A 24603-nucleotide genomic window follows, 5' to 3' on the forward strand; every position below is an offset into this window, starting at 1 on the left:
AGGGCATGGTCAGATCCTCGCGAAATCGACCCTGCCAGTTAAAAACTGTTACCTATGTGCGTGAACTGATTTGTAACCCATGTGGGTGAGTCATACCGGCAAGAGCCTTTTGCTTACTTTTGGGCTCCTTTCAAAAGTGAGGCGCTGTAAAAGCGCAGCCAATATCAGCCCTCACCGCAGAAACGGATATGTACACAAGAATCAAGCAATAAAAACGCACGTCCAACTAAGCCCAAATAGCATCCCAAAAGGATATTGGAACTGTGGCTGCGAGCCATGACTCGAACCCTTATAGCAATGGAGCGCTGCCGTCCGAGCTGCGCCGTTAATGAGAGGTTGTTCCATGCCAGAATCGTCTGCCATCGTGGCTGAAGTGCGTCAGCTCGACAGCGGTTACTCGAGGGAAACCCGCTCTCTGCTTTACGAAGCCTATCGCCACGAACCGAGTTTCGCCTACCTGCTCAACGCTCAACGCAGCGGCTTTGACCAACGCGTACGCGCCACAGTCAAAGCATTGGTCAAACAGCACTTTCTTCAGCAACTGCCCGCGATCGGCCTGTTCATCAATGACCGACTGGTCGGTGCAGCGCTGATCGCACCTCCGCAGCGACGCCTAGGTATTACCGAAAGCTGGGCGTGGCGCCTGCGCATGGTGCTCAGCGCCGGCTTCAACTGCACGCGCCGTTACCTGGAATACTACAACGCAGTCTTGGCGTGTCTGCCTTCAGAGTCCGTGCATGTATTACCTCTGCTCGGAATTCATCCAGAATTTCAAAGTGAACAGCTTGGTGAGCAACTGTTGCAGGCTGTACATAATTGGTGCGCCGAAGATGAAAACTCCCAGGGCATCGTCCTCGATACGGGAAATGCGCGATATCTTGAGTTCTTTAAGCGACAGGGTTACGAGGAAATCGGTGAAGTGGCTGTAGGACCCGTCCGCGAACACGTATTTTTCCACCCAAATCCGCAGGTTTCACTGCAAGCCACGGCATAAAGGCATGAAATTTCAACTGCTTGGCGTGTTCCAGTGATAGCCGTTGCCCGTGTTAGCATTCGCGCCATGAAGTTTCTTGCAATGTTTACCAGCGGTTTGATTCTTGGTGTATCCAGCGTCACGGCGTTCGCCGAAGGACAGCTGGATGTAAAGGTCACGCCTGCCAATTCCGCGCTCAAAGCCAACATCGAAGGCTATGTGGGCAGTCCCGGCGAGCGTGATGCTGACAGCCTGCAGCATTTCAGCATCGGTGCCGAAGAGCAGGCGCAGCGCGCAGCGCAGGCGCTGGGTTATTACCAGGCGAAAATCACCAGTGAAGTAAAGACCGGTAAAGACAATCAGCCACACCTGGTTATCAGGGTTCAGCCGGGTGAGCCCATTCATCTGCGCAACGTCACGGTACGCATTGAAGGCGAGGCCGCTTCACTCAAGGCATTTCGGGTCCCCGAAGGCGATGCGCTGAAAAGTGGTGCGGTGCTGAATCATGGTCATTACGAAGACGCCAAGCGCCTGATCCTGAATCAGGCATCTCGCTATGGTTTCTTCTCCGGTCGGTTCATCCAGCAGCGTCTCTCGGTCGATCCTGCTGCCGGTATTGCCGACATCGATCTGGTTTACGACAGCGGTCCACGCTATTCGCTGGGCAAAGTCAGCTTCAGTGGCGACGCGCCTTTTGATGACGACTTGCTGAAGCGCATGGTGCCGTTCAAGGAAAACACGCCTTACGATTCCGAACTGATTGCCGAACTGAATCAGGCGATGCAAACCAGTGGCTATTTCGAGGGCGTGCGTGTGGATGCGGCGCCGACCGCCGCTGTGGGGCAAGAGATTCCTGTCACTGTCCAGCTGGAGACACGTAAACCTCGCACCATGGGCCTCGGGCTGGGTTATTCAACGGACGTCGGACCGCGGGGCAAGGCCAACTGGACCCGGCACTGGGTCAATCCCCAAGGCCACAGCTACGGCATCGAAAGTGAATTGTCTGCACCGCGTCAGAACGTCGGCCTTTGGTATGACATCCCGCTGGACCCGCCGCTGACTGACAAGCTGCGCTTTGCAGGTGGGTATCAATACGAGGAGATCGCCGGGACTGACACGCTGAGCAAGCTGCTCACGGTTGGCCCGGAATGGCACAGCAAATTACCCAGCGGCTGGGAGCGGGTTGTCTCATTGAAGTGGCAGCGCGAGGAGTATCGACTGGGCAATGATTCGGGCCTCAGCACGCTGCTGATGCCGGGCGTCAGCTATTCCTATCTGCGAAGCGACAATCGTATCGATCCGCATAATGGCTACCGCCTGCAGTTCGATGCTCAAGTCGCCAAGGAAGGGCTGATGTCCGATTCGAACCTGCTGCATGGCAATGTGTTGCTGAAGGGCCTGACCACGCTTTGGGACAATCACCGCTTTCTCGCCCGCGTGCAGTTCGGCGGCAACGCCACCAATGGCTATAAATCGATCCCGCCGTCTCTTCGCTTCTTCGCGGGTGGTGACCAAAGCGTTCGCGGTTATGACTATCAGACGCTTTCACCGGAAAACTCCGACGGTGACCGTATTGGCGGACGTTACATGGTGGCGGGCAGTGTCGAATACCAATACTCCATCGCTGAAAAATGGCGAGTAGCGACCTTCGTCGATCAAGGCAACTCTTTCGATACGCTGGAATTGCCGAGCCTCAAGACTGGCGTCGGCATTGGCGTGCGCTGGGTTTCACCGGTAGGCCCGTTGCGCCTGGATCTGGCTCATGCACTGGACGATGACGGCGGCATTCGGCTGCACTTTTCCATGGGGCCTGAGCTATGAAGCCGTTCAACTGGCGACGTTCGCTGAAGGCTCTTGGGTTGGCACTGGTCGCCATTGTGCTGCTGGTGTTTGTCAGTCTGTGGGGGCTACTGGGCACTGAGACGGGTAGCCGATGGGTGTTGGCACGCGTACCGGGTTTGCAGCTGCAAAACTTCAATGGCCGCCTGGGCGGGCAATGGCAGGCTGATCACTTGATTTGGCAACAAGAGGCCACTCGAGTCGAAATAGACAAACCGGTGTTGGACTGGTCGCCTGGGTGCCTGCTGAAAATGACCCTGTGTATCGAGCAGCTTCACGCTGATCAGGTTCGCCTGCAACTGGCCCCGGCTAACGATGCAGCGCAAAGCGAACCTTTGCAGTTGCCCGATCTGAAGCTGCCTTTGGCGATCCGTCTGGGCGATGTGCGTATCGGCAGTGTGTCACTGGATGGCAACGAGCAGGTCGCCGACCTGAAACTGGCCGCGCACTGGACCGCAGAAGGTTTGCGTCTGGATAACGTTCATGCGCGTCGGGATGATCTGGTGCTGGATCTGGCTGGCCTGATTCAGCCGTCCGGGGAGTGGCCTTTGTCCGCCACCGGTTTAGTGAAACTACCTGACGTCGACGGTCGCGCCTGGACACTCAATCTGGATATCCAGGGTGATCTGCTCAAAACCCTGCAGCTCAAGGGCATCAGCAGTGGCTATCTGCAGGGCTTGCTGGACGGCGAACTGCAACCGCTGGCGGAGAACCTGCCCGCACAGTTAAGGATCAGTGCCGAACCGTTCAAAGCGACCGGCTCATTGCCGGATACCCTGCAACTCAATCAGTTACTACTGGATGCGAAGGGCGATCTTCAAAACGGTTATGAGCTACAGGGCTCGGCCAGTCTGCCTGCCGAGCAAGGTCCTGTGGCTCTGGCACTCAACGGGCGCGTTGATGCCAAGGGTGCAGTGATCGAGGCTCTTGATCTGAATGCCAGTGCCGAGCAGCACTTGAGTCTCAAAGGGGCGTTGAACTGGGAACATGAGTTTCGTGCCGATGCGAAGCTCGACTGGCTTGATTTCCCCTGGCACCGCTTGTATCCACTGATCGAAGAACCACAGGTGGCCTTGCGCAAATTCACTGGGGAAGTGTCCTACACCGACGGTAAATATCTGGGGAATTTCAACGCCAATCTTGACGGTCCGGCAGGTGCGTTCAGTCTTGTGAGTCCATTCAGTGGTGATTTGACTCAGATCTTCCTGCCGCAGTTGGAAATGGTTGCCGGGCAGGGTAAGGCCACAGGGCACCTGAACCTGCAATTTGCCGATGGCATCGGCTGGGATACTGCACTGGACCTGAGCGCCATTGACCCTGCCTATTGGGTCGCGCAAATGCCGGGCACGCTGGCCGGACCGCTGCGCAGCAAAGGGCAGATCAGAAACGAGCAGCTGAGCCTGAGCGCGGATCTGGACCTCAAGGGCCGTCTGCGTGGTCAGCCTGCGGCTTTGCAGGTCAAAGCCGATGGTGCGGGTGACAAGTGGAATGTCGGTGCGCTTGAAGTGCGCCTCGGGGATAACCGGGTTCAAGGCAATGGCAGCCTGCAGCAGCGTCTGCTGGGTCAACTGGATATCAACCTGCCGCGGCTGGGGCAGCTATGGCCAGGGCTGCAAGGGCATGTCAAAGGCCGCCTTGATGTGGCCGGAACGTTGAACGCGCCCCAAGGCCAGTTGGGCATGCAAGGCTCGCAATTGGCCTTTCAGGGCAATCAGCTGAAAACGCTGAACGTGAACGCCAGACTCGATAACGCCCAGCGCGCCAATGTCGATATCAAAGGCAATGGTATTCAAGTCGGCGACAAGCAGCTGGGCACTCTTATTGTTGATGCTCAGGGCGATATCAAACGCCAGCAGATGAAGCTCGACTTGCAGGGACCACTGCTAAAACTGGCGCTGGGTCTGGACGGCAACCTCGACAAGGGCAACTGGCGCGGAAGGCTGTCCAGTGGCGATGTGCAGACGGGGGGGCAACGCTGGCAATTGCAGCAGCCGGCCAGGCTGGAGCGTCTGGCTGACGGCAAGGTGAACTTTGGTGCACATTGCTGGCTCTCCGGCGCGGCCAGTCTGTGTGGTGAAGATCAGCGCCTGATGCCCGAACCGCGTCTGCGTTACCACTTGAAGAATTTTCCTCTCGACAGTCTGGCTCAGTGGCTTCCAAAGGATTTTGCCTGGAAAGGCGCGCTTAATGCTGACGTCCAACTCGATGTGCCTGCCGCCGGCCCTAACGGCCAAATTACGGTGAATACCAGCGGTGGAGCGCTGCGCATCAAAGAGAAGGAACAATGGCTGGACTTCCCTTACGAGAGTCTGGTTCTGACCAGCAAACTGACCCCGAAACTCATCGACAGTCGCCTGGATTTCCGTGGTGGAAAGCTTGGGACGTTGCAGGTAAACGCCCGCATTGATCCGCTGGCGCAGAACAAGACCTTGAGCGGCGATTTCAACCTGAGCGGGCTTGATCTGTCCATTGCCCGCCCGTTCCTGCCCATGGTGCAGAAACTCAATGGGCGACTGAATGGCAGCGGACGTTTGTCTGGTGGTCTTCTTGCGCCGCAAGTGAACGGCAGCGTAAACCTCAGTGGTGGCGAGGTATCCGGGCCAGAGTTGCCGATGAGCGTGCAGGATTTGCAGATTCAGGCGTTGATCGCCGGAGAAAACGTTCAGCTCGACGGCATCTGGAAAAGCGGCGATACCGGGGTAGGGCGCCTGGCCGGGCAGATTGGCTGGAGTCAGGCGTTGGCGGTCGATCTGAGCGTCAAAGGTTCGCGTCTCCCAATCATGGTTGAACCTTATGCCAGACTCGAAGCTGCACCTGACCTGAAAATCTCGATGCAGGGCGGTCGTCTGGGCATCTCCGGCAAAGTATTGATTCCCCAAGGCACGATAACTGTTCGTGAGCTGCCGCCGTCCACAGTCAAGTTGTCAGGCGACACCGTGATCGTTGGGCAGCAAACGGAGGAGGGCGAGCCGCCACTGGCGATGGCCATGGACATCGACGTTCAGGTCGGGCAGGAAAAGCTGAGCTTTACAGGCTTCGGGTTGACCGCCGACCTTGCGGGCCGGGTGCACATTGGTGACAACCTGGACACTCGGGGCGAACTCAACCTCAACAATGGCCGCTATCGCGCCTATGGGCAGCGATTGACGATTCGCAAGGCACGGCTGTTGTTTGCCGGGCCAATCGATCAACCGTATCTGGATGTGGAGGCGATTCGGCAAACAGATGATGTTGTCGCGGGCATCCGGTTGTCGGGCAGTGCCGAGCAACCGACCACTACCGTATTCTCCGAGCCCGCCATGAGTCAGGAGCAGGCGCTGTCCTATCTGGTGCTGGGAAGGCCGCTGAACAACACGGGCGAAGACAGCAACATGATGGCCCAGGCTGCCTTGGCGCTAGGGCTGGCGGGCAGTGAGTCAACCACTGGCAAGCTGGCCAAGGATTTGGGTATTCGTGACTTTGAACTGGACACCTCGGGCTCGGGGGAAAAAACCAACGTCGTCGCCAGCGGTAAAATTACCGACAAACTTAGTTTGCGCTATGGCGTCGGGGTGTTCGAACCAGCGAATACCATTGCCCTGCGCTACATGTTGAGCAAAAAGGTCTACCTGGAAGCTGCAAGTGGTCTGGCCAGTTCGCTGGATATTTTTTACAAACGGGATTTTTGACAAAACCCATGTATCTGCTGGAATTGGGGTGCTCCCGCAGGCGCACGCGTTCCAGAGCAGTAACGCGATTTTATTAACAACCACCTGCACTCTAGGTCGATCAACACTTTCATGGTTAACTTCTCCGTCTAATCAACCCGTGGAAAAAGGACTCAGTTCATGGCTCAAGTGACTCGCAGAGGCAACCCTGTCCAAATCAATGGCGAACTGCCAAAAGTCGGCGCTGCAGCCCCGGCCTTTTCGCTGGTCGGCGGTGATCTGGCTGACGTGACCCTGGCTGACTTTGCTGGCAAGCGCAAAGTGCTGAACATCTTCCCAAGCGTCGACACACCTACCTGCGCAACTTCCGTTCGCAAGTTCAACGCCCAGGCCAATGACCTGACTAACACCGTCGTGCTGTGTATTTCTGCCGACTTGCCGTTCGCACAGGCGCGCTTTTGCGGTGCGGAAGGTCTGGAAAACGTGAAGAATCTCTCCACCCTGCGTGGCGGCGAGTTCATGGAAAACTACGGTGTTGCCATTGCTGATGGTCCGATGGTTGGTCTGACCACTCGCGCTGTCGTCGTACTGGATGAGAACGATAAAGTGCTGCACAGCGAACTGGTCCCGGAAATCGGCCAGGAACCCGACTACGACGCAGCATTGGCCGTATTGAAGTAACACCTGGCAATACCTGGACGGCCTGAATATGTTCAGGCCGTTTTCGTTTACGCTTCAGCTGTTTAACAAAAGTAAGGACAAAGTAAATTGCCGGTAAAGGCGCTTTGCTTGTCACGCATCTGTGCTTATTGTTCAGCCTCCTGAAAAGCCCCATCCGCAATGGTTGATTTATTCATGCAATCGTCTGGCCCCCGTAGTCCCCGTCGCTGGCTCATCAGCCTGTTGGTCCTGTTGATTATCGTCGGCTTGTGCTGGTGGTTGTGGCCTGCATCTGCGCCGGGCAAAGACGGCGCGCACCGCAAATCAGGCAGTACGGCCGAAAGTGGCGTGGCGCGTCCTGGCTTTGGTGGTTCTACTATTCCCGTGCCGGTTCGGGTGGCTCCGGCAGTGCTGGGCGATTTCCCGATTTACTACAAGGCCTTGGGCACCGTGACCGCGATGAACACCATCAATGTGCGCAGCCGGGTGGCGGGCGAACTGGTCAAGATCAACTTTCAGGAAGGGCAAATGGTCAAGGCCGGGGACTTGCTGGCCGAGATTGATCCACGCAGTTATCAGATCGCCCTGCAGCAGGCGGAAGGTACGCTGGCGACCAATCAGGCTCTGCTGAAAAACGCCCAACTGGACGTGCAGCGCTATCGCGATCTGTATGCCGAAGACAGTATTGCCAAGCAGACGCTGGATACCGCCGAATCGCTGGTCAATCAGTATCAGGGCACGATCAAGACCAATCAGGCAGCGGTAGGTGACGCCAAACTCAATCTTGAATTCACTCGCATTCGTGCCCCGATTGCCGGACGTATCGGCCTCAAGCAGCTGGACGTCGGGAATCTGGTGGCGGCCAATGACACCATGGCGCTGGTGATCATCACCCAGACCAAGCCCATCACCGTTGCTTTCACACTGCCCGAGAAAGACCTGGCCAATGTGATTACCCGCTACCGCAGTGGCGACAAGTTGCCCGTGGAGGCCTGGGATCGTGGTGACTTGAAACAGCAGGCCCAAGGTGTGCTGGCGAGTCTCGACAACCAGATCGATGTGGCCACCGGAACGCTGAAGTTCAAGGCCCGCTTCGAGAACCAGAACGAAGTGCTGTTCCCTAACCAGTTCGTCAATGTGCATCTGTTGGCCGATACCCTCAAGCAGGCTGTATTGGTGCCTACCGCCGCGATTCAGTTCGGTACCAACGGCACCTTTGTGTACGCGATGGATGGCGACAACAAGGTCAAGATCCGCGCACTCAAGACTGGCGCCAACAACGAGCAAATGACTGTGGTCAGCGAAGGGCTGTCTGCCGGGGATCGTGTCGTGCTGGAAGGCACTGATCGTCTGCGGGATGGCGCTACGGTAGAAGTGGTCAGCGACAGCAAGGATGTCCCGACGACCCCGGGTCAGCAGCTACAGGGTAAGCCGGGCAAGAGCACTGATGAGTCGGCGTCGGTTGGCAAGGCGGAAAGCACTCGCGCATGAACATCTCCAGACTGTTCATCCTGCGGCCGGTCGCAACGACCCTGAGCATGCTCGCCATCGTTCTGGCCGGTTTGATCGCCTACAAGTTGCTGCCGGTATCTGCACTGCCGCAAGTCGATTACCCGACCATCCGGGTCATGACCTTGTACCCGGGCGCCAGTCCGCAAGTGATGACCAGCGCCGTCACGGCGCCTCTTGAGCGCCAGTTCGGGCAAATGCCGGGGCTGAGTCAGATGGCGTCCACCAGTTCCGGTGGTGCATCGGTGATTACCTTGCGATTCAGTCTCGACCTGAATATGGACGTGGCCGAGCAGTCGGTACAGGCCGCGATCAACGCCGCGACCAATCTTCTGCCCACTGATTTGCCGGCGCCTCCGGTTTATAACAAGGTCAACCCGGCAGACACCCCGGTCCTGACCCTGGCTATTACGTCCAAGACCATGTTGTTGCCCAAACTCAACGATCTGGTCGACACGCGCATGGCGCAAAAGATTTCCCAGATCAGTGGCGTCGGCATGGTCAGCATCGCCGGTGGCCAGCGTCAGGCGGTACGGATAAAGGTCAATCCCGAGGCACTGGCCGCCAACGGCCTGAACCTTGAGGATGTGCGTACCTTGATTGGTGCGTCCAACGTCAATCAGCCCAAGGGTAACTTCGACGGTCCGACCCGGGTGTCGATGCTCGACGCCAACGACCAGCTCAAATCCCCTGAGGAATACGCCAATCTGATTCTGGCCTACAGCAACGGCGCGCCACTGCGTCTCAAGGATGTAGCGGAAATCGTCGATGGTGCCGAGAACGAGCGTCTTGCGGCCTGGGCCAACGAGAATCAGGCGGTGCTCCTCAACATCCAGCGTCAGCCGGGTGCCAACGTTATCGAGGTTGTGGATCGCATCAAGGCGTTGCTGCCGAGCATCACCGATAACTTGCCTGCGGGGCTGGATGTTGTGGTTCTGACGGACCGGACCCAGACGATCCGGGCCTCGGTCAAAGACGTGCAACACGAATTGCTTATTGCCATCGTGTTGGTGGTATTGGTGACTTTCCTGTTTCTGCGTCGATTCAGCGCCACGATTATTCCGTCGATTGCAGTACCGCTGTCTCTGGTGGGCACCTTCGGGGTGATGTACCTGGCGGGTTTTTCGGTCAACAACCTGACATTGATGGCCATGACGATTGCCACCGGTTTCGTGGTCGACGATGCCATCGTTATGCTGGAAAACATCTCACGACATATCGAAGAGGGTGAATCACCGATGCAGGCGGCGCTCAAGGGCGCGAAGCAGATTGGCTTTACGCTGGTGTCGCTGACGATCTCCCTGATTGCCGTATTGATTCCGCTGCTGTTCATGGCTGACGTAGTAGGGCGGTTGTTCCGCGAGTTTGCGATCACCCTGGCGGTGGCGATTCTTATATCGCTGGTTGTGTCGCTGACCCTGACGCCCATGATGTGCGCCCGGTTGCTCAAGCGTGAACCCAGGGAAGAAGAGCAAAGCCGCTTCTACCGCGCTAGCGGTGCCTGGCTGGACTGGCTGGTTGAAGCGTACGGCAACAAGTTGCGCTGGGTGCTCAAGCATCAGCCGCTGACGTTGCTGGTGGCGATTGCCACGCTGGCATTGACCGTCTTCCTTTACATGGTGGTGCCCAAGGGCTTCTTCCCGGTGCAGGACACCGGCGTGATTCAGGGGATTTCCGAGGCACCGCAATCGATTTCCTTCGCCGCCATGAGCGAGCGACAGCAGTCACTGGCGAAAATCATTCTGCAAGATCCCGACGTGACCAGTCTTTCGTCCTACATCGGTGTGGATGGCGATAACGCGACTCTGAACAGCGGGCGTCTGCTGATTAACCTGAAGTCCCACGGCGATCGGGATGTCACCGCAACCGAGATCATCCAGCGCTTGCAGCCGCAACTGGACAAGCTGTCCGGCATACGTCTGTTCCTGCAGCCTGTTCAGGACCTGACCATTGAGGACCGGGTCAGCCGTACCCAGTATCAGTTCAGCATGTCCTCCCCGGACGCCGAATTACTGAGTCTGTGGAGCGGTCGGCTGGTGGATGCGCTGAGCAAGCGTCCGGAACTGACGGATGTTGCCAGCGATTTGCAGGACAAGGGTTTACAGGTCTATCTGGCAATCGACCGTGATGCGGCGAGTCGTGTCGGCGTGACGGTGGCAAACATCACCGATGCGTTGTATGACGCGTTTGGTCAACGGCAGATTTCGACGATCTACACTCAGGCCAGTCAGTATCGGGTGGTGTTGCAGGCCGCATCTGCCAGCGAATTGGGGCCTCAGGCGCTAGAGCAGATTCACGTCAAGACCACCGACGGTGCACAGGTCAAACTGTCGAGTCTGGCCCATGTGGAACAACGTCAGGCGCAACTGGCGATAACACATCTGGGGCAGTTCCCGGCAGTCATGATGTCTTTCAACCTGGCGCCGAATGTTGCACTGGGGTCAGCGGTGGAGATCATTCAGCAGGTCGAGAAAGACATTGGCATGCCCATTGGCGTACAGACCGAGTTTCAGGGGGCAGCGCAAGCCTTCCAGGCTTCGTTGTCCAGCACCTTGCTGCTGATCCTCGCGGCTGTCGTGACCATGTATATCGTGCTGGGCGTGCTCTACGAGAGCTACATCCATCCGATCACCATTCTTTCAACATTGCCGTCAGCGGCGGTGGGGGCCTTGCTGGCGTTGCTGATCAGTGGCAACGATCTGGGCATGATTGCGATTATCGGCATCATCCTGTTGATCGGTATCGTCAAGAAAAACGCCATCATGATGATCGACTTCGCCCTCGATGCAGAGCGCAACCGGGGTGTGGATCCTGAAACAGCCATTTATGAGGCGGCTTTGCTGCGCTTCCGGCCGATTCTGATGACGACAATGGCGGCGTTGTTCGGCGCTGTGCCGCTGATGCTGGCCAGCGGCTCTGGCGCTGAACTGCGTCAACCGTTGGGGCTTGTGATGGTCGGCGGCTTGATGTTGAGCCAGGTGTTGACCTTGTTTACGACACCGGTGATTTACCTGTACTTCGATCGTATGGGCCGCCGCTGGGGCCGGAAACCGGACGCTGATGCGCGTCTGGAGCAGGCCGACGCATGAACCTGTCCGGTCCTTTCATACGCAGGCCGGTAGCAACCATGCTGCTGAGCCTGGCGATCATGCTGTTGGGCGGCGTCAGTTTCGGCTTGCTGCCCGTCGCACCGCTGCCAAACATGGATTTCCCGGTCATCGTGGTGTCCGCCAGTTTGCCGGGTGCCAGCCCCGAGATCATGGCATCCAGTGTCGCGACGCCGCTGGAGCGTTCGCTGGGATCGATTGCCGGTATTAACACCATGAGCAGTCGTTCGAGCCAGGGCTCCACGCGGGTGATCCTGCAATTTGACCTGGACCGCGACATCAACGGCGCGGCGCGGGAAGTGCAGGCGGCGATCAATGCCTCGCGAAACCTGCTGCCCAGCGGTATGCGCAGCATGCCCACCTACAAAAAGGTAAACCCGTCCCAGGCGCCGATCATGGTCCTGTCGCTGACGTCCGAGGTGCTGGAGAAGGGCGAGCTGTATGACCTGGCGTCCACCATCCTTTCCCAAAGCCTGTCTCAGGTCAGCGGTGTGGGTGAAGTACAGATCGGCGGCAGCTCATTGCCCGCAGTGCGCATCGAACTTGAGCCGCAGTTGCTTGACCAGTATGGCGTGTCCCTCGATGAGGTGCGTACGGCGGTCAACAACGCCAACGTCCGTCGTCCGAAAGGGGCAGTGGAAAACTCCCGGTATAACTGGCAGGTTCAGGCTAACGACCAGCTGGAAAAAGCCTCGGATTATGAGTCGCTGATCATTCGTTATCAGGATGGCGCAGCGCTGCGGCTCAAGGATGTCGCGAAAGTCAGCGATGGTGTGGAGAACCGCTACAACTCAGGCTTCTTCAACAAAAAACCTGCGGTGCTGCTGGTTATCAACCGGCAGGCGGGGGCGAACATTATTGAAACCGTGGCGCAGATCAAGGCGCAATTGCCGGCCCTGGAGGCTGTCTTGCCCGCCAGCGCCACGCTCAAGCTGGCGATGGACCGTTCGCCAGTCATCAAGGCGACGCTGCACGAAGCAGAGATGACGCTGTTGATCGCGGTGATTCTGGTGATCCTCGTGGTGTACCTGTTTCTCGGCAACTTCCGGGCTTCGCTGATCCCGACCCTGGCAGTTCCGGTGTCCCTGGTGGGCACTTTCGCGATCATGTACCTGTACGGTTTTTCCCTGAATAACCTGTCGCTGATGGCGTTGATTCTGGCCACCGGGCTGGTGGTCGATGACGCCATTGTGGTCCTGGAAAACATTTCCCGACACATCGATAAAGGCGTTGCCCCGATGCAGGCGGCGTACCTCGGTGCCAAGGAAGTGGGCTTCACGCTGTTGGCCATGAACGTGTCGCTGGTGGCGGTGTTCATCTCGATTCTGTTCATGGGCGGGCTGGTGGAAAGCCTGTTCCGCGAGTTCTCCATTACGCTTTCGGCGTCGATCATCGTCTCGTTGCTGGTTTCCCTGACACTGACGCCTATGCTGTGCGCGCGCTGGCTCAAGCCGCATGTGCCGGGCAGCGAGAACAGGCTGCAACGCTGGAGCAACCGGGTCAATGACCGCATGGTGGCAGGCTACGACCGCAGTCTCGGCTGGGTGATGCGTCATCGACGTCTGACGCTGTTGAGCCTGTTGGTCACAGTGGTAGTCAACGTTGCGTTGTATGTGGTGGTGCCCAAGACATTCCTGCCGACTCAGGACACCGGGCAACTGGTGGGTTTTGTAAGGGGTGATGACGGCCTTTCGTTCACGGTCATGCAGCCTAAGATGGAAATATTCCGCGATGCGATACTTACCGATCCCGCCGTAGACACGGTGACAGGCTTCATCGGTGGTACCAACGGCACCAATAACGCGTTCATGCTGGTGCGGCTCAAGCCCATATCCGAGCGCAAACTCAGCGCCGAACAGGTCGTAGAACGTTTGCGCAAGGAAATGCCCAAGGTGCCGGGCGGGCGGGTGTTTCTGGCCCCTGATCAGGACTTGCAACTGGGCGGTGGCCGCGAGCAGACCACATCGGCCTATCAATACATTCTGCAAAGCGGCGACCTGAATGCGTTGCGTGAGTGGTATCCGAAAGTGGTGGCAGCGCTCAAATCCCTGCCGGAGCTGACTGCCATCGATGCCCGGGAAGGACGCGGTGCCCAGCAGGTCACGTTGCAGGTTGACCGCGACGCCGCCAAACGTCTGGGCATCGACATGGACATGGTGACTGCGGTGCTTAACAACGCTTACAGCCAGCGTCAGGTGTCGACGATTTACGACAGCCTCAACCAGTACAAGGTGGTAATGGAGGTCAATCCCCGATTTGCTCAGGACCCAGCGACTCTTGAGCAGGTTCAGGTGATTACTGCGGACGGCAATCGCGTGCCGCTGTCGAGCATCGCACGCTATGAGCGCAGTCTGGCCGACGACACGGTTTCCCATGACGGTCAGTTTGCTTCGGAAAACATCTCATTCGATCTGGCCGAAGGCTATAGCCTCGATCAGGCCACAGTTGCCATTGAGCGCGCCGTCGCGGGGGTCGGCTTGCCTTCGGATGTGATCGCGAAGATGGCCGGTACCGCCGATGCGTTCGCCGCGACCCAGAAAAGCCAGCCGTGGATGATTCTCGGTGCCTTGCTGGCGGTTTATCTGGTGCTGGGCATCCTGTACGAAAGCTACATTCATCCGCTGACGATTCTGTCCACGCTACCGTCGGCCGGAGTAGGGGCCTTGCTGAGCATTTACGTGCTGGGTTCGCAATTCAGCCTGATCTCGTTGCTGGGCCTGTTCCTTCTGATTGGGGTCGTGAAGAAAAACGCGATCATGATGATTGACCTCGCGCTGCAACTTGAGCGCGACAGTGGCATGAGTCCCGAAGCGTCGATTCGCGCCGCCTGCCTGCAGCGTCTACGGCCTATTCTGATGACGACCATGGCAGCCATACTCGGGGCTCTGCCGCTGCTGTTGAGCACAGCGGATGGCGCTGAAATGCGTCGTCCACTGGGTCTGTGCATCATCGGCGGTCTGGTGTTCAGCCAGGTCCTGACCCTTTACACCACCCCGGTGGTTTACCTCTATCTCGACCGTTTACGCCATCGTTTCAATAAATGGCGTGGCGTGCGCACCGATGCCGCTCTGGAAACTCCGCTATGACCGCACAGCAGAAGATCAAATCCTTCAAACACCGGCCTGGACGCACGCTGTGTCTGGCGTTGTGTGCTGCGCTATTGAGTGCCTGCGCGGTCGGCCCGGATTATCAAAAGCCTGAAATGCCGACGCCTGCGCAGTTCAAGGCGGCTGAAGGCTGGACCCAGGCTGCGCCCAGTGATGCGATGGCCCGGGGCGCCTGGTGGGAGGTTTACGGCGACACGCAACTCAATGGCCTGGTAGAGAAACTCAACAGCTCCAACCAGACCGTCGCCCAGTACGAGGCTCAATACCGTCAGGCCAGGGCGCTGGTTCGCAGTTCTCGCGGGGCGTTCTTCCCGACTCTCGATTTCTCCGCTGGCAAAACCCGTTCAAGCCAAGGCACAGGCAGCAGCAGTTCGAGCCTGAGCAGTTCCAGCAGCGGTATTCGTGACACGTACAACACTCAGTTGGGCGTGAGCTGGGAAGCCGATATCTGGGGCAAGTTGCGCCGCGGACTGGAAGCCGATACTGCCAGCGCCCAGGCCAGTCTTGGCGATCTCGCTGCCATGCGGTTGAGCCTGCAATCAGAGTTGGTGCAGAACTACCTGCAACTGCGGGTGATTGACGAGCAAAAGCGTTTACTGGAGGCCACTGTCGAGGCTTATCAGCGCTCATTGAGACTGACCCAGAATCAATACCGCGCGGGTATTTCCGGGCGTGATTCTGTGGCTCAGGCGCAAACCCAACTGAAAAGTACTCAGGCTGATCTGATCGATCTGGTCTGGCAGCGTGCGCAGTTCGAGAACGCCATTGCCGTGCTGATGGGGCAGGCCCCGGCGGACTTCAATCTGGCGGCCAGCACCTCTATTCCGGCGTTGCCAGCGATTCCTCTGGAGTTGCCGTCGCAGTTGCTTGAGCGTCGCCCGGATATCGCCGCAGCCGAGCGTTCGGTGATGGCGGCCAACGCCAACATCGGAATCGCCAAGGCGGCGTATTACCCGGACCTCACCCTGAGCATGAGTGGTGGTTACAGCAGCAGTACATTCTCCAACTGGATCACCTTGCCCAATCGTTTCTGGTCGGTGGGCCCACAGCTGGCGATGACGCTGTTCGATGGCGGTCAGCGTTCGGCAGAAGTGGACCGCACCGAAGCGGTGTACGACCAGACCGTGGCGCAGTACCGCCAGACTGTCCTGACTGGCTTCCAGGAAGTGGAAAATTACCTGACCCAGCTGAAAGTCTATGAAGACGAAGCCAGCGTGCGCGCCGAGGCACTGGACGCTGCCCGTGAATCTCTGCGCCTGACCAGCAATCAGTACAAGGCTGGCCTCATTGGTTACCTGGACGTGGTCAACGTCCAGGCCACCGCCCTGAGCAATGAGCGCAGCGTGCTGACCTTGCTGCAAAGTCGTCTTATTGCCAGTGTTCAACTGATCGCTGCACTGGGCGGTGGATGGGATGCGCAGAGTGGTCTGGATATGCAGGCGGACAAGGATTGAGGGGACTGATTTTGCTCTGGTTATTCAAAGAGTGTCAATTCGAATGCGATCAAGCTGTGGGGGCAGAGCTTGATCTGGGCGGCATCTCGGCGATAAACGATAACGCGGAATGTCTCTAAGCTGCGTCTCATGCATCGCGGGCAAGCCCGGCTACCACAAGGGATATGCGCCCACTCGTTCCAACAAATCCGTTACTTTAAAACCCCAGCTGATGGCTATGCGCCATATTTTCGACGAGTGACCGCCACAACCCATTGAACAAACGGTAGAATCGGGTTTTTGACTGGGCATGGATACGCTCATTTATCCAGGTCGCGGTCATCCATGCTGATTGGCAGTTACACCTCGTCGTTGGTTCTGGTTTCAGTTTTCGTCGCCATCCTCGCTTCCTACACCGCACTTGATCTCGCCGGGCGCATTGCATCCGCGAAAGGCCGGGCCGCTGCCTTCTGGATATCCGGCGGTGCCTGTTCCATGGGCGTTGGTATCTGGTCCATGCATTTTATTGGCATGCTCGCCTTTGACCTGCCTATAGAGCTGGCCTTCGATCTGCCCATCACGTCTCTGTCACTGCTGATTGCGGTCCTGTCTTCGGGGTTTGCGCTGTGGCTGGTCAGCCAGCCGCAGATGCCTCTGTCCGTGCTGGGCCTGGGGGCTTTGTTCATGGGCGCAGGCATCAGTGCCATGCACTACACCGGCATGGCCTCGCTTCGTATGTATCCCGGAATCACCTACGACCCCGCCACGGTGCTGGCCTCACTGGCTATTGCCGTTGCCGCTTCGGCCGCTGCACTCTGGATTGCCTTTCGCTTGCGCCGACAGGCGCCCCATGTACGCCTGGCCCGTGGTGCAGCGGCGGTGGTGATGGGTATGGCCATTGTCGGCATGCATTACACCGGCATGGCGGCGGCAGGATTTTCCGAGGACAGCTACTGCGGCGCACTCGCTGACGGCATTCACTACAACGGCCTGTTCTCGCTGGTATTAGTGGGAAGTCTCGCGGTGCTGACCTTCACCTTGCTGACGTCGATACTCGATGCAAGGCTTGAGGCAAGGACTGCCGAGCTGTCGCAGTCTCTGATCCAGGTCAACCGTGAACTGCAGCATCTGGCCTTGCATGACACATTGACGGGGTTGCCGAATCGGGTGTTGCTGGCGGAACGGATCGAGGAGGCCATGCAGCGCGTTGACGCTAAAGGCGGGGGTTTCGCCCTGATGTTCATGGATCTGGATGGCTTCAAACCCGTCAACGACGCCTTTGGTCATCACGTTGGCGATCAACTGCTGCGGGATGTGGGTTTGCGTTTGCGGGCCAACCTGCATCGTCGGGATACTCTGGCGCGGATCGGTGGCGATGAGTTCGTTCTGCTGGTGGATGTGGAGGATATTCATGATGCGCCCTGTATCGCTGCACGTCAGGTCGATGTGATTGCACAGCCGTTTCATATTGCCGATCAACTGTTGCAGATATCCGTCAGCATTGGCATCGCGCTTTATCCAGGGTGCGGACAGACTCAGGAAGAGCTACTGATGAACGCCGATGCCGCGATGTACCACGCCAAGGCAGCGGGTAAAAATGGCTACAGCTTCTTTGATCCGAGTATGAATACCAACGCGCGCAATCAGTTGGAGCTGTTGCAGGAACTGCGTGTTGCGATCAAGTACAAGCATTTCAGTCTTTACTATCAACCCAAATTCGATGCTGTCAGCGGTGAGCCGGTGGGGGCCGAAGCGCTGTTGCGCTGGAATCACCCGCAAAAGGGGCTGCTGTTGCCCGATGCCTTCATGGGCCTGGCCGAAAAGACCGGGCTGATTGTCAGTATCGGTGAATGGGTACTGGACGAAGCCTGTCGCCAGATGCGTATCTGGGCGGACATGGGTTATGGCCACTGGCGTGTCGCGGTGAATCTTTCGACGCTTCAGTTCTGTCATTCCAGCCTTGTGGAAACCGTTGCCAAAGCGCTCGAACTGCACCGCTTGCCGGCCAATAACCTGACCCTGGAAATCACCGAAACCACGGCCATGAGCGACACTGAGGCGAGCATCAGCGTATTGCAAAAGTTATCGGAAATGGGCGTCGACCTGTCCATTGACGATTTCGGCACGGGCTATTCGAGCCTGATGTATCTCAAGCGACTGCCTGCCAATGAACTGAAGATTGATCGTGGCTTCGTTCGTGATCTGGAGCATGACAGTGACGATGCAGCGATCATCTCGGCCATCGTCGCAGTAGGGCAGGCGCTGAATCTGCGGATCGTTGCCGAAGGGATCGAGACGGACCGTCAGCAGAGTTTCCTGACGCGTCTGGGCTGTGATGCACTGCAGGGTTATCTGCTAGGCCATCCACAACCTGCCGAACGCTTCATGGCTGACATCCATGCGGCAAGAGGCGCTACCGTTCTGGCAGGCTGACTGGTAGTCTTCGAGCAATTTCTGACACCTCGCTGTCGCTAAGTAAACACGGACCCTGTAGGAGTGAGCTTGCTCGCGATTCGATTTCATGGTTAACGAATTTATCGCTTTAACTGACGCCATCGCGAGCAAGCTCACTCCTACAGGCCAATGGCTGCCTCAATGCAGCGCCGTGTCAGCTCTCACGGCAAATGCATTTCAATTCAGAGTACTGAGTTTCGTTTGATCAGCGTCATGCGTACCTCTACAGGAGACATTTATGGATAAAGTTCTCATCATCACCGGTGGCTCACGAGGTATCGGTGCCGCCACTGCATTGCTTGCCGCAGCACAAGGCTATCGAATCTGCATCAACTACCACTCCGATCATCAGGCCGCCGAAACGACCTGTGAGAAGGTCCGGGCCATGGGCGCTTCGGTGATGGCCGTTCAGGCTGACGTCAGCAATGAAGATGAAATCATTCGCCTGTTCGCCCGGGTCGATGCCGAGTTCGGGCCTGTGACCCATCTGGTCAACAACGCTGCAACAGTGGCCCATGCCTCTCGTGTCGAAGAACTGACCGAATTCCGTTTGCTGAAAATGATGATGACCAATGTGGTCGGTCCGATCCTGTGCAGCAAACACGCGCTGCTGCGCATGTCCCCGCGGCATGGCGGTAAAGGCGGCAGCATCGTCAATGTCTCCTCGGTCGCGTCGCGTCTTGGCTCCCCCGGTGAATACGTCGACTATGCAGCCTCCAAGGGCGCGCTCGACACCTTCACCACGGGCCTGGCTCGTGAAGTGGCAGGCGAGGGCATTCGCGTCAACGCCGTTCGACCGGGTTATATTTTCACTGACTTCCACGCCCTGAGCGGTGATCCCTACCGGGTCAGCAAACTGGAGTCCGGGATTCCCATGGGCCGTGGCGGCGTCGCCGAAGAAGTTGCTGAAGCCATCGTCTGGCTGCTGTCGGAAAAAGCTTCGTATGCAACCGGCACATTCATCGATCTGGGCGGCGGTCGCTGATCCGTTCAGTCCGCAAGCAGTGAGTGAATGATCCGTCCCAGGGTCTGCATGGCCTTATCCGACGCGTCGTTCCAGGCACCACCGTAGTTCAAGCGAATACAGTGACGAAAACGTCGGGTCGGAGAAAAGATCGGGCCCGGCGCGATGCTGATTCCCTGGGCCAGCGCTGTCTTGAATACCTGCAATGAATCGACTTGCTCTGGCAGCTCCAGCCACAGGAAGTAGCCGCCCTCTGGCCGACTGACTCTGGTCTGCGCCGGGAAGTAGCGCGCAATGGCACCCAGCATTGCCCGTTGCTGATCCTCAAGGGCGTAGCGCAATTTGCGCAAATGCCGGTCGTAACCGCCGTGCTGCAAGTAGTCCGCAATTGCCGCCTGGGCGGGCATCGATGCGCAGAGCGATGTCATCAGCTTCAGGCGTTCGATTTTCTGCGCATAGCGCCCGGCCGCCACCCAACCGATCCGGTAACCCGGCGCAAGGCTTTTGGCGAACGAACCGCAGTGCAACACCAGACCTTCCGTATCAAACGCTTTGGCAGGTCTGGGCGCGTGAGGACCGTAATACAGTTCCGCATAGACATCGTCTTCAATCAGCGGCACTTGATGTTCGCGCAACAGCTCTACCAACGCTTGTTTACGGGCTTGAGGTACCAGCGCGCCGGTGGGGTTCTGAAAGCTGGTCATGCACCAGCAGGCCTTGATGGGATGTCGTTGCAGTGTCTGCGCGAGGATGTCCAGGTCAATGCCGTCCCGAGGATGGACCGGAATTTCCACCGCCTTGAGTTTGAGGCGCTCCAGCACTTGCAAGCAGGCGTAAAAAGCCGGCGCTTCGATGGCAACCAGATCACCCGGCTCAGTGACGGCCTGCAGGCAAAGGTTCAGCGCTTCCAGTGCGCCGTTGGTGATCAGCAGTTCTTCCATGGGCAGTGTCAGCCCGCCAACCCTGTAACGCAGGGCAATCTGCTGCCGCAGTTGTGGATGGCCCGGAGACATGTCAGTGACCACCATCCGCGGGTCCATGTCCCGGCTGGCGCTGGCCAGTGATCGCGACAAGCGCTGCATGGGAAACAGCATCGGGCTGGGGAACGCTGAGCCAAAAGGCACTGTGTCCGGGTCTTTGATAGAGCTGAGCACCGAGAAGACCAGTTCGCTGACATCTACTTCAGTGGACTCGCCCACTTGAGCGTCCTTCAGCGGCTCATTGAAGCTGTGGCCGGGCTGATCCAGCGCCTTTGGGTTGACGAAATAACCGGAGCGGGGCCGGGCACTGATCAACCCGCGGCGCTCCAGCAGGTAATAGGCCTGGAACACGGTTGACGGGCTGATGCCGTGGGTCTGGCTCGCATAGCGTACCGACGGCACTCGCTGCCCGGGGGCCAGAACGCCAGTCCGGATCAGCTCGGCGATAGTATCGGCATACTTCTCGTAGCGCTTCATGGCGTCTCGCGGGCTCTGTTCGATCATGTCGGACGCTCATATCTACGGCTTGGCGGATAGCCATAGGGTGAGCGGCGGAGGGAATGGAGAACAGCGTCAGCTTAACGATAAAAAACCGGATCAGATAGCGGGTGACTGCTGCACTCTTGCAGAGTGCTGCTGTCCATTTCTGCACTTGAACCCTATTGCGACGAACGTGCAGCAGCGCGCCGACATTTGCGCCTGAAGCATGACATGCCCTTCTCCAGGAGCTGCCGAAGGCTGCGAAGCAATTATCCTGATACACCGCATCGCAGCCTTCGGCAGCTCCTACAGATTCGATATATGTCCGCTACACATTCCAAGGAGCAACAATGACCGCATGGTGGCAAGAAGTCTGGGTAACGCTGCAATCCGAATTCTCCGATATCACTGATGCCTCACAGTTGACCCGGATCACGGTTCGCCTCACGCTCGCGGCCTTGCTGGGCGGGATTCTGGGGTTTGAACGGGAACACAAGGGCAAAGCTGCCGGGGTACGTACGCACATGCTGGTGGCCATGGGGGCGGCTTTATTTGTCCTGGCTCCGCACATGGCGGGTGCTGATGACGCCGCGCTTAGCCGGGTCATTCAAGGCATCGTCGCGGGGATTGGCTTTCTGGGTGCCGGAACGATCCTAAAGGACCGCGCGCAACATACTGATCAGGTCAAGGGCCTGACCACGTCGGCAGGGTTGTGGATGACCGCCGCGATCGGAATCGCGGCGGGGATGGGGCGTGAGGCTACAGCGGTATTAAGTACCATCCTGGCGTTGGGAATCCTGAACCTGATGCCCATTGTCGTCGGCAAGATTGACCCGGCAGAAGACAATCCAGACAAAAAGGACGGTTCGGAAAAACCCTGATAAGCAAATCTATTCAGGGAAGTCCTCGCCCAACACAGCCGGTGGCTCGTTCGGTGGCGGGTCACCTATAGGGCCTGGCGTTACCTCGGGTGGAGTCGAGGGCGGCTCCTGATCGGGTGGCGGCTCAGGCAAGGCTGGATCATCGATCATCGGATCGGGGGTTTCAGCTGGGACAGGAATGCTCATTGGCGTCACCTCTACGTTTGGCAAATGCACAGGGGCAAGTGCGTTTTCAATATGACATTTTCTGGACACGCCTCTTTGGACCGCAGGTAATCACGGATGGCTCAAGCGATTAACAGGCGCGGCCCGGATCTGCGTCTAAGCTGACACACGGCATGTGTGCATCGACTGCAAACCTCTTTGAACTTTTCCCGTCCAGGACCGATCGGAAACCAGTAGGCCGGATTCAGTCAGTTGACTGTGGCCGCTCAAAAATTCTTGCTCAGGTAGCCAGCGGTAAGGCGGCCTGACCATCGTCAATGCATGGATTGCACAGGAGCGTCCCCGTGGGGCGTGAGGAGTGATGCTCGATGAATGTGACCGCTGATCAGCCGTACGGCCCGGATTCCCTGGCCCGTGATGTTTCCAACCCGACTCGACCTCTACCTTTGACCCAAGCCCTTCAGCTGCCGCGGATCGTGATTGAAGACACGACTCCGGTTATTGAGGGTGGGTTGTTTGCTGTCAAAGGCATTATTGGTCAACCCGTGACAGTGACCAGCAAAGTGTATGCAGACGGCCACGACAAAATGGCCGTACATATCCGTTGGCGTTCTGTCACCGAGGACACTTGGCACAGCGCGCCCATGCAGGAACTGGGCAATGACAGCTGGACCGGTGAGTTCACGCCGACCAGCGTCAGCCGGTACATTTTCCGTCTCGAAGCGTGGATCGATCAGTTCGCCAGTTATCGCTATGAGCTTGAGAAGAAGTTTGGCGCGGGCGTTTCCATCGAGCTGGAATTGACTGAAGGCCGTATTCACCTTGAGCACGCTGCCGAACGTAGTTCCGGCGAGCTCAAGGCGCAAATTCTGGGTGTCTTGGGCGAGCTGGAAAAAGCTGAACCCGAAGCCCGCGTGGCGTTGCTGTTGAACAGCGAAACGTCGGCGCTGATGAGTCAGGCCGACAACCATGCGTTCCTCAGTCGCAGCATTGAGTTCCCGCTGGAGGTGGAGCGTGAGCTGGCGCAATTTGCCAGTTGGTACGAGCTATTCCCGCGTTCGATTACTGATGATCCCGAACGCCACGGCACCTTTAATGATGTGCACAGCCGGTTGCCGACAATTCGGGACATGGGCTTTGATGTGCTGTATTTCCCGCCGATTCATCCCATCGGTCGTTCCCATCGTAAAGGTCCTAACAACTCCCTGACGGCTGGTCCGGATGATCCCGGCAGTCCGTATGCCATCGGCAGTGAAGACGGCGGCCATGACGCGATACACCCACAACTGGGCAGCCGCGAGGATTTCCGCAATCTGGTGGCTGCTGCGGCCGAGCACGGTCTGGAAATCGCCCTTGATTTCGCCATTCAGTGCTCTCAGGACCACCCGTGGCTCAAGCAGCATCCGGGCTGGTTCACCTGGCGTCCGGACGGCACTATCCGCTACGCGGAGAATCCGCCGAAGAAGTACCAGGACATCGTTAACGTCGATTTCTATGCGCCTGATGCGATTCCGAGCCTGTGGCTGGAATTGCGCGATGTCGTGTTGGGCTGGGTCGAGGAGGGTGTGAAAATCTTCCGTGTCGACAATCCCCATACCAAGCCTTTGCCATTCTGGCAGTGGATGATTGATGACGTCCGCAGCCAGCATCCGGATGTAATGTTCCTTGCGGAAGCCTTCACCAAGCCAGCGATGATGGCTCGGTTGGGCAAGGTCGGTTATTCCCAGAGCTACACTTATTTCACCTGGCGCAACACCAAGGCCGAGCTGTCGGAGTACTTCACCGAGCTTAACCAGGCCCCTTGGCGTGATTGCTACCGGCCGAATTTCTTCGTCAACACCCCCGATATCAATCCGCACTTTTTGCACGAGTCCGGGCGTGCCGGATTCCTCATCCGCGCTGCGTTGGCAACCATGGGTTCGGGTCTGTGGGGCATGTATTCCGGCTTCGAATTGTGTGAGTCGGCGCCAGTGCCGGGCAAGGAAGAGTATCTGGATTCCGAGAAGTACCAGTTGCGCCCTCGGGATTACACCGCGCCGGGCAATATCATTGCCGAGATCGCGCAGCTCAATCGCATTCGCCGTCAGAACCCGGCATTGCAAAGCCATCTGGGCCTGAAGCTGTACACGGCCTGGAATGACAATATTCTGTACTTCGGCAAACGCAGTGCTGACGGCAGCAACTTTGTGCTGGTTGCCGTCAATCTTGATCCATTCAATGCGCAGGAAGCGCATTTCGAATTACCCCTGTGGGAAATGGGTTTACCCGATGATGCGGCCACTTCCGGTGAGGACTTGATGACCGGACACCGCTGGACCTGGTATGGAAAGACCCAGTTCATGCGTCTCGATCCTTCGTACCAGCCTTTCGGCATCTGGCGTATCCAGTCCAATTAACAGGGAAT

The 24603-nt window shown here is 57.8% G+C and carries 14 protein-coding genes; 12 read left to right on the forward strand and 2 right to left on the reverse strand.

Annotated elements, in window-relative coordinates; genetic code table 11:
- Nucleotides 1-343: 343 nt before the first annotated feature.
- The 10 genes from KDX30_RS22710 (at nucleotide 344) to KDX30_RS22755 (ending at nucleotide 19714) form a co-directional block, all read left to right on the forward strand.
- On the forward strand, nucleotides 344-994 hold the full coding sequence (locus KDX30_RS22710) for a GNAT family N-acetyltransferase (protein ID WP_231677562.1): 651 nt from the start codon (nucleotides 344-346) through the stop codon (nucleotides 992-994).
- A 66-nt stretch (nucleotides 995-1060) separates the two neighbouring features.
- Nucleotides 1061-2794 carry an autotransporter assembly complex protein TamA gene (locus KDX30_RS22715; protein ID WP_231677563.1) on the forward strand — a complete coding sequence of 578 codons (1734 nt, stop codon included), beginning with the start codon at nucleotides 1061-1063 and terminating at the stop codon, nucleotides 2792-2794.
- On the forward strand, nucleotides 2791-6480 hold the full coding sequence (locus KDX30_RS22720) for a translocation/assembly module TamB domain-containing protein (protein WP_231677564.1): 3690 nt from the start codon (nucleotides 2791-2793) through the stop codon (nucleotides 6478-6480). Before KDX30_RS22715 ends, KDX30_RS22720 begins: the two co-directional genes overlap by 4 nt.
- 159 nt (nucleotides 6481-6639) lie before the next feature.
- Nucleotides 6640-7140 carry a thiol peroxidase gene (tpx, locus tag KDX30_RS22725; RefSeq protein WP_095093918.1) on the forward strand — a complete coding sequence of 167 codons (501 nt, stop codon included), beginning with the start codon at nucleotides 6640-6642 and terminating at the stop codon, nucleotides 7138-7140.
- Between the two features lie 159 nt (nucleotides 7141-7299).
- Nucleotides 7300-8610, forward strand: a complete 1311-nt coding sequence (locus KDX30_RS22730) for an MdtA/MuxA family multidrug efflux RND transporter periplasmic adaptor subunit (RefSeq protein WP_231677565.1) — start codon at nucleotides 7300-7302, stop codon at nucleotides 8608-8610.
- Nucleotides 8607-11717: an MdtB/MuxB family multidrug efflux RND transporter permease subunit gene (locus KDX30_RS22735; RefSeq protein WP_027897984.1), complete on the forward strand. Its 3111-nt coding sequence runs from the start codon at nucleotides 8607-8609 to the stop codon at nucleotides 11715-11717. Before KDX30_RS22730 ends, KDX30_RS22735 begins: the two co-directional genes overlap by 4 nt.
- Nucleotides 11714-14821, forward strand: a complete 3108-nt coding sequence (locus tag KDX30_RS22740; RefSeq protein ID WP_099268836.1) for a multidrug efflux RND transporter permease subunit — start codon at nucleotides 11714-11716, stop codon at nucleotides 14819-14821. The genes KDX30_RS22735 and KDX30_RS22740 overlap by 4 nt, the downstream gene beginning before the upstream one ends.
- Nucleotides 14818-16296, forward strand: a complete 1479-nt coding sequence (locus KDX30_RS22745) for an efflux transporter outer membrane subunit (protein ID WP_231677566.1) — start codon at nucleotides 14818-14820, stop codon at nucleotides 16294-16296. The genes KDX30_RS22740 and KDX30_RS22745 overlap by 4 nt, the downstream gene beginning before the upstream one ends.
- A 324-nt stretch (nucleotides 16297-16620) precedes the next feature.
- Nucleotides 16621-18708 (forward strand): putative bifunctional diguanylate cyclase/phosphodiesterase, encoded by a 2088-nt coding sequence (locus tag KDX30_RS22750; protein ID WP_231677567.1) that lies wholly within the window; start codon nucleotides 16621-16623, stop codon nucleotides 18706-18708.
- Nucleotides 18709-18967: 259 nt separating this feature from the next.
- The gene (locus KDX30_RS22755) at nucleotides 18968-19714 is read left to right on the forward strand and encodes an SDR family oxidoreductase (RefSeq protein WP_099268839.1); all 747 of its coding nucleotides are present in this window, start codon (nucleotides 18968-18970) and stop codon (nucleotides 19712-19714) included.
- Between the two features lie 5 nt (nucleotides 19715-19719).
- Here KDX30_RS22755 and mapR read toward each other — a convergent pair whose 3' ends face one another.
- Nucleotides 19720-21150 (reverse strand): GntR family transcriptional regulator MpaR, encoded by a 1431-nt coding sequence (gene mapR, locus KDX30_RS22760; protein WP_231677579.1) that lies wholly within the window; start codon nucleotides 21148-21150, stop codon nucleotides 19720-19722.
- Nucleotides 21151-21503: 353 nt separating this feature from the next.
- On the opposite strand from mapR, the gene KDX30_RS22765 reads away from it, so the two are divergent.
- Entirely contained in the window at nucleotides 21504-22034 is a 531-nt protein-coding gene (locus tag KDX30_RS22765; RefSeq protein ID WP_099268840.1) for an MgtC/SapB family protein, read from the forward strand.
- A gap of 9 nt (nucleotides 22035-22043) precedes the next feature.
- Here the strand turns inward: KDX30_RS22765 and KDX30_RS22770 are convergent, their stop codons facing one another.
- Entirely contained in the window at nucleotides 22044-22220 is a 177-nt protein-coding gene (locus KDX30_RS22770) for a hypothetical protein (RefSeq protein ID WP_164581897.1), read from the reverse strand.
- Nucleotides 22221-22567: 347 nt separating this feature from the next.
- On the opposite strand from KDX30_RS22770, the gene KDX30_RS22775 reads away from it, so the two are divergent.
- A complete protein-coding gene (locus tag KDX30_RS22775) occupies nucleotides 22568-24595 on the forward strand; it encodes an alpha-1,4-glucan--maltose-1-phosphate maltosyltransferase (RefSeq protein WP_231677568.1) in 2028 nt (675 codons plus the stop codon).
- The last annotated feature ends 8 nt before the right edge of the window (nucleotides 24596-24603 follow it).

It is taken from the genome of Pseudomonas quasicaspiana (assembly GCF_021147825.1).
GTDB lineage: Bacteria > Pseudomonadota > Gammaproteobacteria > Pseudomonadales > Pseudomonadaceae > Aquipseudomonas > Aquipseudomonas quasicaspiana.

Bases quoted from the DNA above. Each gene is read 5' to 3' on its own strand.
- mapR (WP_231677579.1), bottom strand. From the start codon at position 21,150: ATGAAGCGCTACGAGAAGTATGCCGATACTATCGCCGAGCTGATCCGG.
- KDX30_RS22745 (WP_231677566.1), top strand. From the start codon at position 14,818: ATGACCGCACAGCAGAAGATCAAATCCTTCAAACACCGGCCTGGACGC.
- KDX30_RS22735 (WP_027897984.1), top strand. From the start codon at position 8,607: ATGAACATCTCCAGACTGTTCATCCTGCGGCCGGTCGCAACGACCCTG.
- KDX30_RS22715 (WP_231677563.1), top strand. From the start codon at position 1,061: ATGAAGTTTCTTGCAATGTTTACCAGCGGTTTGATTCTTGGTGTATCC.
- KDX30_RS22755 (WP_099268839.1), top strand. From the start codon at position 18,968: ATGGATAAAGTTCTCATCATCACCGGTGGCTCACGAGGTATCGGTGCC.
- KDX30_RS22750 (WP_231677567.1), top strand. From the start codon at position 16,621: ATGCTGATTGGCAGTTACACCTCGTCGTTGGTTCTGGTTTCAGTTTTC.
- KDX30_RS22770 (WP_164581897.1), bottom strand. From the start codon at position 22,220: ATGAGCATTCCTGTCCCAGCTGAAACCCCCGATCCGATGATCGATGAT.
- KDX30_RS22740 (WP_099268836.1), top strand. From the start codon at position 11,714: ATGAACCTGTCCGGTCCTTTCATACGCAGGCCGGTAGCAACCATGCTG.
- KDX30_RS22765 (WP_099268840.1), top strand. From the start codon at position 21,504: ATGACCGCATGGTGGCAAGAAGTCTGGGTAACGCTGCAATCCGAATTC.
- tpx (WP_095093918.1), top strand. From the start codon at position 6,640: ATGGCTCAAGTGACTCGCAGAGGCAACCCTGTCCAAATCAATGGCGAA.
- KDX30_RS22775 (WP_231677568.1), top strand. From the start codon at position 22,568: ATGAATGTGACCGCTGATCAGCCGTACGGCCCGGATTCCCTGGCCCGT.
- KDX30_RS22730 (WP_231677565.1), top strand. From the start codon at position 7,300: ATGGTTGATTTATTCATGCAATCGTCTGGCCCCCGTAGTCCCCGTCGC.
- KDX30_RS22710 (WP_231677562.1), top strand. From the start codon at position 344: ATGCCAGAATCGTCTGCCATCGTGGCTGAAGTGCGTCAGCTCGACAGC.
- KDX30_RS22720 (WP_231677564.1), top strand. From the start codon at position 2,791: ATGAAGCCGTTCAACTGGCGACGTTCGCTGAAGGCTCTTGGGTTGGCA.